Genomic DNA, 10,499 nt, shown 5'->3' with positions numbered 1-10,499 from the left:
CCCCCCCCCCCCCCCCCCCCCCCCCCCCCCCCCCCCCCCCCCCCCCCCCCCCCCCCCCCCCCCCCAGGCTCCTACAGCTGTCAGTGTCCGCTTGCCGCCGGCCCGGCCTTGGCCGCGAACGGAGGCTTGGCCAGCCAGACAATCAGAATCAGGCCCATGAACATCCAGCCCAGCAGGCTGAAGTAATCCACCGTGGACATGATGTATGCCTGGCTGATCACCATCTGATCCAGCTGCGTGTAAGCCTTGACCCCTGCCCCGCCCAGATGCGTCAACGCCTCGCGGGTCGCTGGCTCAAAGGTATTGATGCTTTCAGTCAGGTAGGCGTGATGCTGATCGGCCCGGCGAATCCAGATCCAGGTGGTCAGTGACGCGGCGAAGCTGCCGCCCAGGGTCCGAAGGAACGTCGCCAGACCCGAGCCGTCGGCGATCTGGCTCGGCGGCAGATCCGATAGCAGGATGGTCAGGGTCGGCATGAAGAACAGCGCCACGCCGATCCCCATGAACAGCTGCACCAGGGCGATATGCTGGAAGTCCACTTCATTGGTAAACCCGGCGCGCATGAAACAGCTCATGCCGATGGCCAGGAACGCGCCGCCCGCCAGCACCCGCATGTCGAATTTCGATGCGTATTTGCCGACGAAGGGCGACAGCAACACCGGCAAGATGCCCAACGGTGCTACGGCAAAACCGGCCCAGGTCGCGGTGTAGCCCAGCCGCGTCTGCAACCATTGCGGCAGAATCAGGTTGATCCCGAAGAACCCGGCGTAACCCAATACCAGCACGATGGTGCCATAGCGGAAATTGCGGTGGGCGAACAGCCGCAGGTTGACCACCGGATGTTCATCGGTCATTTCCCAGATCACGAAGAACGCCAGGGCGATCACCGAAATCACCGTGCCGACAATGATGAAGCTGGATTCGAACCAGTCAGCATCGTTGCCTTTATCGAGGACGATCTGCAAAGCCCCGACACCGATGATCAACGCGATCAGACCGACGTAGTCCATCGGCTGGCGACTGGTGACCACCGGGCGTTTTTTCATCTGTTGGGTAACCACGAACGCGGCAAACAGGCCTATGGGCACGTTGATGAAGAAGATCCACGGCCAGCTGTAACTGTCGGTGATCCAGCCGCCGAGGATGGGACCGGCAATCGGTGCGACCACCGTGACCATCGCCAGCAGTGCCAGTGCCATCCCCCGTTTCGCCGGCGGATAGACCGCAATCAGAAGGGTCTGGGTCATTGGATACAACGGCCCCGCCACCACCCCTTGCAGGACCCGAAAACCCACCAGCTCAGGCATGGAGGTAGAGATTCCACACAGAAACGATGCCAGGACGAACAGTAGTGTCGCCCAGATAAACAGCTTCACTTCACCGAAGCGCCGACTGAGCCAACCGGTCAACGGCAGCGCGATGGCGTTACTCACGGCAAACGAAGTGATAACCCAGGTGCCCTGCTCCGAACTCACGCCCAGGTTGCCGGAAATTGTCGGCAAGGCCACGTTGGCGATGGTGGTGTCGAGCACCTGCATGAACGTCGCCAGCGACAGACCGATGGTACTGAGCAGCAGGCTGGGCGGAGTGAAAGAGGCGTTATTGCTCATCGCGAATCCTTTGAAACGAGGCAGTCACTGCGACCGTTATGGCCGCAGCTGACGGATTGGCGAATCAGCGCTGAGCAGTTTTGCTCGCCACTGAACTGTTGTCGTGGATCAGGCGGGTGATCATCGCGTCGGCGTCAGCCAACTGACGGTCGTAGACGTTGGTACTGAACGAGGCCTTTTGCTGCGGCTGTTGCGCCAACACCGGGCCACTCTGGTCGTGCAGGTTGACGTTGACCATCGTCGACAGGCCAACCCGCAGCGGGTGTTCGGCCAGTTGTTCGGCGTTGATGTGAATCCGCACCGGCACCCGTTGAACAATCTTGATCCAGTTACCGGTCGCGTTTTGCGCCGGTAGCAAGGCAAACGCGCTGCCGGTCCCGGCGCCAAGGCTATCGATGGTGCCGCTGTATTTCACTTCGCTGCCGTAGAGGTCGGCTTCGATGTCCACCGGCTGACCGATGCGCATGTCACGCAGCTGGGTTTCCTTGAAGTTGGCGTCGATCCACAGTTGATCCAGCGGGATGACCGCCATCAGCGCCGTCCCCGGCTGAACCCGTTGACCCAACTGTACGGTGCGCTTGGCGACGTACCCGGTGACTGGTGCGATCAGTGTGCTGCGGGCGTTGTTCAGGTAAGCCTGACGCACTTGTGCAGCGGCGGCCTGGACGTCTGGATGAGACGAAACCACGGTGTCGTCGACCAGTGCGCTGGTGGTGTTGAGCTGCTGCTGAGCGTTGGCCAGGGCGTTTTGCGCCGAGGTCAGGTCATCCCGAGCGTGGGACAGTTCTTCCTGGGAAATCGCCCCGCCCGCCGCCAGATTCTTCCGGCGATTGAAGTTGTCCTGAGCCTTCTGCACTTCAGCTTTCTGTGCATTGACCTGGGCTTTCATACCATCAACGTTGCTGTACAGGCCGCGCACCTGGCGCACGGTGCGGGCCAGATTGGCCTGGGCATTTTGCAGAGCGACTTGCGCGTCGTTCGGGTCGAAGTTGATCAGCACCTGGCCTTCATGAACCAGGTCGCCGTCGTCGGCACCGATGCTGACAACCGTGCCGGTGACCAGCGGAGTGATTTCCACTACGTTGCCGTTGACGTAGGCATCGTCAGTGCTTTCGTTCCAACGTCCGTAGAGTTCGTGCCAGCCCCAGACACCGAGGCCGCCAAGAATCACCAGGATCGTCAGCACCAGCAGCATGAATTTTCGTTTGCCTGGATTACCCGTGTCTTGGGCATTTTCAGGGGTTTGGTTGGTTTCTTCAGTGGCCATGACAAGTACCTTGAATTATTCAGTCCGCGTGGCTGGGGTTGGGTTGGCCGCGGCCATGGTGTCGGCCTGAAACCCGCCGCCCAGAGCCTGCATCAGTTGAATCGAGAGATCGATTTGCTCGGCATTCAGGTTTGCCAGTTGACGCTGGGCCTGCAGCAGTTGCTGCTCGATGCTGAGCACGTCCAGGTAGTTACCGATACCGGAACCGAAGCGCTGGACCACGGTGTTGTAAGAATCCTGAGCGATGTCGGTGGCGTGTTGCTGCGCACCGATCTGCCGGCCGATGTCACGCAATTGGGAGATGGTGTCGCTGACATCCCCCAACGCTTTCACCAGAGTCTTGTTGTACTGCGCGACGGCGAGGTCGTAGTCGGCGTCGCGAGCATCGAGGTTGGCGCGCAAGCGGCCGCCATCGAAGATCGGCAACGACACGGTTGGCACAATATTGAAGAAGCGGCTCGCCGAGCCAAACATCGCGTCACCCAACAACGATTCGGCGCCGGCGGCCGCGCTCAAGTTGAGATTCGGGTAGAACTTTGTTTTACCGGCGTCGATGTTTTTGCTCGCCGCCTCGACCCGCCAGCGCGCGGCGATCAGGTCCGGGCGACGACCGAGCAACTCGGCCGGCAGTGTCGATGGCAACGCCACGGCGCTGGCCTGAAGGATTTTCGGCCGGGCAACGTCGTTGCCACGATCCGGGCCTTTACCGAGCAGCACGGCCAGGGCGATTTTCGCGCTCTGAAGGGTCTTTTCGGCGTCGATCAACGTGGCTTCGGAGCTGGCTTCCAGGCTTTCGGTTTGTTGATACTGGTATTGGCTGTCGATACCGGAACTCAGCCGACGCTTGCTCAGATCAAGCATTTGCCGAGTGCGCTTGAGGTCATCGTTGGCCAGGTCATAGACGATGTGGGCCTGGCCCAGGTTGCTGTAGGCGCGAGCAACGTCGGCCGACAAGGTCAGTTGCGCGGCTTGCTGATCGACTTCGGCAGCACGGGCCTGGCCCAGCGCCGCTTCCCAGGTGGCACGCTGGCCGCCCCAGAGGTCGAAGGTGTAATTGAAGCTGGCGCCGATACTGCGCACTGTGGAGTAAGTGCCACCCACTCTGGTCGGGTCCTTGTCACGAGCCAACCGTGAGCGGCTGACGCTGGCGCTGGCATCGAGGGTCGGCATCCGCGCGGCATCGGCAGCATAAGCGGCGGCGCTGGCCTGGTGGGCACGGGCGTCGGCGATCTGCATGTCCGGGCTGTCGTGCAGGGCTTCACGGATCAGACCATCGAGCTGTGGGTCGCCGAGGCTTTTCCACCAGTCGCTCTTTGGCCACGCTGCCGGCGACAGGGTTACACCGCTGAGGGATTGCCCAGCCTTCAAGGTTTTCGCATCGAGGCTCACGCCTTGGGTGTTCAGGCCACTGTAGCTGGCGCACCCGGCCAGGCTCATGGCCAACAGCACCAGGCTGAGGCCGGTACGCAAGGTTTTGCTGCTCACTTGTCACCTACCCGCAGCAAGGTGATCGAGTCACCGGCCGCCAGCAAAATTTTCTTCAGGATCTGTTCCAGGGTTTTCAGCTCTTCGCTGGTGATAGCGCCGGCCAGTTCGTTCATTGCCTCGGCACCTATATGAGGAAGCCTGTCGGCAAGCTTCTGGCCTTCCTCGGTCAGCACCAACTGCACCTGACGCCGGTCTTCTTCAGAGCGTTTGCGTGCGAGAAAACCTTTCTGCTCCAGGCGATCAAGCATCCGGGTCATCGAGCCACTGTCGAGCGACAGATGCCGGCACAACTCGGCCGGTGTATCGACGCCGAACTGGGCCATGATGATCAGCACCTTGAACTGCGCGGCGGTGATGCCGTGGGGTTCCATGTGCGTGTCGATGATCCGGTCCTTGAGCAGCGCAGCGCGCCCCAGCAGCAGACCGAGATGGCAATTTTTAAAATCGTCCGGCGTGAAATGTTTCATCTGACCACCAATTAGCTGCCTAGGCAGAGAGTCTGTTTCGAGATATTACTGCCTAGGCAGCGAATGTCAACGAAATAGTTAGGAGGCTTTGTAATCAGGTGATAAATGGCGGGTTTCAGGGCGAAGGGGTTATGAGCGATTGATGCTTAGAAGGGAGAGTGCTGAGTCACTGAAACCACGACTTGCGCGGTCATTGTGGCGAGGGGGCTTGCCCCCTCGCCACAGAGAGCAGCCCTCAATCGGGGACAGGGTTTAGAAATCCCGCTTGTAGAAGATATCCAGTGAACTGGCGATACCGCTGGCGGCCTCCAGATAGACCTTCTTGCTCAGCTTGTAACGCAGCGCGATGGTATTGGCGGGCTCAAACACCCCAACCCCGTAGCGTAAACTGAGCTGCTCGGAGATGTTGCCGCTGGCGACCACGCTGGTGGTGTTGCCGCTGCCCTGAGTGTCGAGCTGGAAGTCCTGAATCCCCAGGTCCTTGGCCAGACCACCGGTAATACTCGAACTGCCCATCAGCCCCAGACCCAGCGCCGCCTGGGCCAGCATGTTGTTGTCTTCTCCGGTGGTGCTCAGCGGACGCCCCAGTACCAGATAGGACAACGCCTGCTCCTGGCTCATGGCCGGCTCGGAGAAGATCTGCGTGGTTGGCTGCTCGGCGTTGCCGCTCAGGCGAATGCCGGCGATCACGTCGTCGGTCTGACGAATCGCTTCGATGTCCAGATACGGTTGATCGATGGGACCTGCGAACAACAACCGTGCACGACGAACGGTCAGGCGCTGGCCGTAGGCGCGATAACGGCCATCGTTGAGCCAGAGCTCGCCTCGGGTATCCAGGTTGTCGCCGATATGCACCTGGCCTTGTAGATTGGCGGTCAAGCCAAAGCCACTGAAGCTGAGCTTGTCCTTACCCACCTCGACGTCGATGTCCATCGCCATGACCATCGGCGGCTTGCCCTCTTCGGTCTGATGGCCAACGATCACTGTGTCATCCGAGACTTTGACCGTCGATGGCGGCAACTCACGGATGGTGATTTCGCCTTTAGGCACCTGCACCTTGCCGGCAATCGCCAGCTTGTCGTTCTTCATCGAAATTTTCAGGTCCGGTGCCACTTCCAGCACCGCATAGGGCTCGACCGTGACCGGCAGCTGCGAGCCTTTGAGGCTCAAATCAACCACCAGCGCTTCGCCCCAGGCTACATTTCCATTCAATGTGCCCTGCCCGGCTTTGCCGCTTTTCCAGCCACCGTTCAGTTGCACGCTTTCACCGACGATCAGCGCCTGAATCTGCAGCGCCTCGAAACTGGTGGGCAATTCCGGCCCGGAGATTTCGCCATCGCTAAGGGTCAGGCTGCCATTGACCTGGGGCGCGAATAAACCGCCGGACAAACTGCCATTGCCGTTCAAATGCCCGGACAGCTTCTTGACCATCGGCACAAACGGCCGCGCCACCGACAGATCCAGACCGTTGAGCCGGAAAGAGCCGGTCAGCGGCTTGTTCTTCGGAAACGGGTTGACCTGCGCCTGCACCATCAGTTCGCCGAGCCTGGCACCGACGAAGTCGAGCTGGGTATCGATGCGTTTGGGGCCCAGGGTGCTATTGAGCTTGAGTGTCTGGTAAGGGAAATCCAGCCACTGGCCTTTTTCGCGCATACGCAGCGTACCGCCGCTCGCGTCGACCATGATCTGGCCTTTCGGGCCGCTGGCCGGCAGATCGAGTTGCAGGTCGGCATTGAGCTTTCCCTGCCAGGCGAAATCCTTCGGCAACCATTGCGCCAGGCTTTCAATCGGGAACTGCTTGAGGTGGTAGCGCAGCTTGGGTTCAGGCATCAGCCGCTGGTCTTCACCGCACAGGCTGGCTTGCCCAGACATCCAGCAATGAGCGGCAAAGGTCACTTTGCCGTCGGCCAGGCGTTCGAGTTTCGCCGGGTTCTGCAACTTCCAGTCCTGGCCGCCAGCCTGTATGTCACCACTGGCCAAACGTCCGCGCCAGTTGCCTTTATCCAGATTGCCGTCCAGCCCCAGCGCCAGCTTGAGCATCGGCCCCTGGAGGTCCAGTTGCAATTTCTGGTTTTTGACATCGCCCTGGCCGCTGGCCGTCAGCGTGCCCAATTGCGTATTTGCAGTCTGGATACCGCTGCCTTTGAGGTCGATACGCGCGCGTTGGGCGCTGTCGAGGCTGGCGTCCAGGTTCAGGCTTTGCAGGCGATTGTCGGCCATCACCAATTGCAGACCGTGCAGGCTTAGCTTGCCTTGCGGTGCTTTCAAGGTGCCGGTGAGATCAAGACGCCCATTGAGCTGACCGCGCAATTGCGGCCAGAGTTGGCCAAGGCGCGGCATCTGGATATCGAGCTGCCCGGCCAGTTGGTTGTGCAGGCTGCCCTTGCCGTTAATGCGGTTGTCACCCAGGCGAATATCCAGCGCACTCAGGCTCCATTGCTCACCGCCACCATCGGCCTTGGCCTGAAACACGGCAGGTTGACCGCGCAGTTTGCCCTTGAGGTCCAGGTCAGCATTCAGGCTCAGTTGCCGGTTTTTCATTTCGCCTTTGCTGCGCAACGGTCCAGCGAGATTGCCCGGCAACTCCGCCAGCCAATACGCCGGGTTGATCGCCGACAGGTCCAGCGCCGTGTCCCAGGCGATGCCATCGGCAAACTGCAGATTCAAATGCCCTTCGGCCTTACCCTGCCCGGCCGCAAGCTTGAACTGCGGCAAGAAGATTTTTGTCAGGTCGCCACTGAACGGGCTGCTCAGGCTGAACGCCCCCGCCGGGCCATCGAGCGCGGCCTTGAAATTGCCCAGATAGTTGCCATCGCGATAGGACACTTCAGCGTTGAAGGTACGCAGCGCCACTGCCGGTTCGTCGATCAGCGGATAGAGCCGATGCCAAGGGAAGTTCAGCCAGTCGATCCTGGCTTCAACGCTGAAGCCTTCGCTCCAGTCCAGTTGCCCGGTGAGCTTGAGACTTTGCTCGGCGCTGGCACTGAGGTCCAGCGCGGCAATTTGTGCGCCCTTGGCGTCGACCTTACCTTGCAGCAGCAGGTCGACCGGCCCCTGCTCGGCAGGCAAGGTAGCTTTGCCAAACAGCTGATAACCGTCTTTCAGATCGCCCTTGCCGGTCAATTCGAGTTGATTGAGTTGCAGGGTGTCCGGCAAGTCGGCGCTGGGCTTGAAGCCATTCGCAGTGATGCGCACTTGAGCAGGCAGATTCTCCACCAGCGGTTGCAGCTCACCGGTCAATTGGCCTTGCAGGTAGCCGCTGCTGTCGGCTTTGAGGTTAAGGGTCTTGAGCAAATCGCCGTCGACTTTCAACGCCAGCGCCCACGGTGCGGTGCCCGGCGCCGGCAAGGTCAACGTGCCTTCAGCCGTCAGCGGCCAGTTACCGCTCGGTTGCAACAGGCCCGACAGGTCCAGGCTCAGGCCATCGCGTTGCAGGTGCACGGCATCGATCTGCAAGCCCTTGGCCGTCCACCGGGCCGCCAGTTGCAAGCCTTTGAGTTGTTCGCTGCCGTTGAACAGCAGGCGGCCGATCTGCACTTCACCCAACTCGATAGCCAGTGGCAGTTTCAGTTCGGGCAGGCTGACGGGTCCGCTGCTCTCATTTGTACTCGATGGAAATTGCAGGCTGACCTGCTCGACGCGCAGTTGCTCGATGCACAAGGTCACGCGCGCAAGACACAACGGCGACCAGGCAAAAACCGGCTTGATCAGTTCGACCCGGCTGCTGTCCTGCTGCCAGAGCAGGTGGTCGGCGCTCCATTGGCCGCCCAGACGGCCCTGGAAATTGTCTACCGTCAAACCCGGTACCCGCCCAAGGGCCCACTGGCTGCCAGCCTGGGTTCCAAGCAACGTAGCCAGCGCCAGCAAAACCACCATCACCAGCGTAAGTATCGCCAGCAGCGCTATTTTCAAACCACGATTCAAAGCTCAGGCCCCATGGAAAAGTGCAACCGAATGCCGCCTTGGTCATCCATCGCATGGGCGAGGTCCAGACGCAGCGGTCCGACCGGCGAGACCCAGCGTACGCCGATGCCGACGCCGGTCTTGAGGTTCGGCAGTTCGAGTGTGTTGAACGAGTTGCCCTGGTCGATGAAGGTCGCGACCCGCCATTTCTCGGCGATGGAGTATTGATACTCGACGCTACCAGTGACCATGTAGCGACCACCGATGCGATCACCATTGGAGTTTTCCGGGGACAGGCTCTGATAGTCGTACCCGCGCACGCTTTGATCACCACCGGCGAAGAAACGCAGTGATGGCGGAACCGATTTATAGCCATTGGTGGCGCTGCCGCCGAACTGCACGCGCCCCAGGAAGCGGTGCTTGTCCCAGACGGTGGTCAAGCCTTTGAGCAGTGCAGTGCCATAGAGCAAGTTGGTGTCCGACGCCAACCCTTCCTTGGCCACCTTGGCGTCGAATTGCAGACGATAGCCATTGTGCGGATCGACGCGGTTGTCGCTGCGCAAGTAGGAATAGCTGACACCCGGCATCAGCAAGTTGCTCAGCCCCGAATCGTCGCCGAGGCGAAACTCTTCCCGTTGCCATTTCAGCGAGATCACTCGTTGCCAGCCGCCGGGCAACTTGCTGTGCCACTCGGGACCGACCGTGAGCAGCTTGCTCAGGCTATCGGTATGGGCGATTTCTTCATATTGATAGCCACCGGCAAAGCGCAGTTTATCGGTGAGCGGCGGGTCCAGCGGCACGTCATACCACACGCCGACGTTCTGCCGCGGTGCGGACACTTCGGTCTCCCAGCCGTAACTGTCACCCTGGGGGTTGACCCAATGCCGGGTCCAGTTAGCCTTGGCGCGCGGACCGACATCGGTGGAGAAACCCAGGCCCAGGCCCATGGTCCGTGGCTTGCGGGTTTCCAGCCGCACCGCCACCGGGATCACATCGTTGGCAGCGGCGGCGGGCGCGGCATCGACCCGTATGCCTTCAAAATAGCCGCTCGACTGCAACGCCTGATTGAGTTCGGCGATCAGTTCGGAATCGTAGGGGGCGCCGGCCTTGAACGGCACCATGCGTTGCAGCAAATCTTCATCGAACGGTGTGTCACCGGCGAAGCTGACCTTGCCCAAGGCATAGCGCGGGCCGCTGTCATAGATCAGTTCGATGTCGGCGACACCGGCCTGGGGATCGACTGATAATTTCTGGCTGGTAAAACGTCCGCTGAAAAAGCCGTAGCGCGATGCCTGATTCTGGATCAGCCGCTTGGCCTCTTCATAATGGCCGTGATTGAGCACGGCGCCGGATTTCAGCTGATCGCTTTTCGGTACGCGGAAGGCTTTGAGGGAGGCTGCGGGGCCATCGATACGCAGGGTGACATTACGCAGGTGCACAGGCTCACCGGGGTCAATGTTCAACACCAACCGTGGCGACTTGCCGCCGCTGACTTCGCTATTGATCTGCGGCTGATAGAAGCCCAAGGCCTGGGCGGCCTTTCTCGCTTGCTCTTCGGCGCCACGACTGAAGCGCAACAAGGCTTCTTCGTTACGATCGCCAAGGCCACCGATATAGCCCTCTACGTTGGCCTTCAGTTCATCGTTTGACGGTTTGATCCGCACATCCAATTCACTTTGTGCCAACGCCACACAGCTTGTGACCAGCATGAGCAAGCCGCTGGTGAATCTTCCTGGATACTTCATAGGGCACGGATGCTATCAC

At 60.5% G+C, this 10,499-nt stretch carries 6 protein-coding genes; all 6 read right to left on the bottom strand.

What is annotated here, in order from left to right:
* Nucleotides 1–80 precede the first annotated feature (80 nt).
* Nucleotides 81–1,610, bottom strand: a complete 1,530-nt coding sequence (locus AC07O1_RS27925) for a DHA2 family efflux MFS transporter permease subunit (protein ID WP_495090881.1) — start codon at nucleotides 1,608–1,610, stop codon at nucleotides 81–83.
* 64 nt (nucleotides 1,611–1,674) lie between these two features.
* On the bottom strand, nucleotides 1,675–2,877 hold the full coding sequence (locus AC07O1_RS27920) for an HlyD family secretion protein (protein WP_495090880.1): 1,203 nt from the start codon (nucleotides 2,875–2,877) through the stop codon (nucleotides 1,675–1,677).
* A 15-nt stretch (nucleotides 2,878–2,892) separates the two neighbouring features.
* On the bottom strand, nucleotides 2,893–4,362 hold the full coding sequence (locus AC07O1_RS27915) for an efflux transporter outer membrane subunit (protein WP_495090879.1): 1,470 nt from the start codon (nucleotides 4,360–4,362) through the stop codon (nucleotides 2,893–2,895).
* The gene (locus tag AC07O1_RS27910) at nucleotides 4,359–4,832 is read right to left on the bottom strand and encodes a MarR family winged helix-turn-helix transcriptional regulator (protein WP_495090878.1); all 474 of its coding nucleotides are present in this window, start codon (nucleotides 4,830–4,832) and stop codon (nucleotides 4,359–4,361) included. Before AC07O1_RS27910 ends, AC07O1_RS27915 begins: the two co-directional genes overlap by 4 nt.
* A gap of 252 nt (nucleotides 4,833–5,084) precedes the next feature.
* Nucleotides 5,085–8,756 (bottom strand): translocation/assembly module TamB domain-containing protein, encoded by a 3,672-nt coding sequence (locus AC07O1_RS27905; RefSeq protein ID WP_495090877.1) that lies wholly within the window; start codon nucleotides 8,754–8,756, stop codon nucleotides 5,085–5,087.
* Nucleotides 8,753–10,480 (bottom strand): autotransporter assembly complex protein TamA, encoded by a 1,728-nt coding sequence (locus AC07O1_RS27900; RefSeq protein WP_495090876.1) that lies wholly within the window; start codon nucleotides 10,478–10,480, stop codon nucleotides 8,753–8,755. Before AC07O1_RS27900 ends, AC07O1_RS27905 begins: the two co-directional genes overlap by 4 nt.
* Nucleotides 10,481–10,499 lie beyond the last annotated feature (19 nt).

It is taken from the genome of Pseudomonas sp. GW821-FHT07G10 (assembly GCF_059418545.1).
Note: the sequence above shows the minus strand (reverse complement) of the source record. Positions and strands in the feature narration are given on the sequence as shown.

Excerpts from the sequence above, each read along its gene's own strand:
- AC07O1_RS27925 (WP_495090881.1), bottom strand. The coding sequence starts at position 1,610 with ATGAGCAATAACGCCTCTTTCACTCCGCCCAGCCTGCTGCTCAGTACC.
- AC07O1_RS27920 (WP_495090880.1), bottom strand. The coding sequence starts at position 2,877 with ATGGCCACTGAAGAAACCAACCAAACCCCTGAAAATGCCCAAGACACG.
- AC07O1_RS27910 (WP_495090878.1), bottom strand. The coding sequence starts at position 4,832 with ATGAAACATTTCACGCCGGACGATTTTAAAAATTGCCATCTCGGTCTG.
- AC07O1_RS27900 (WP_495090876.1), bottom strand. The coding sequence starts at position 10,480 with ATGAAGTATCCAGGAAGATTCACCAGCGGCTTGCTCATGCTGGTCACA.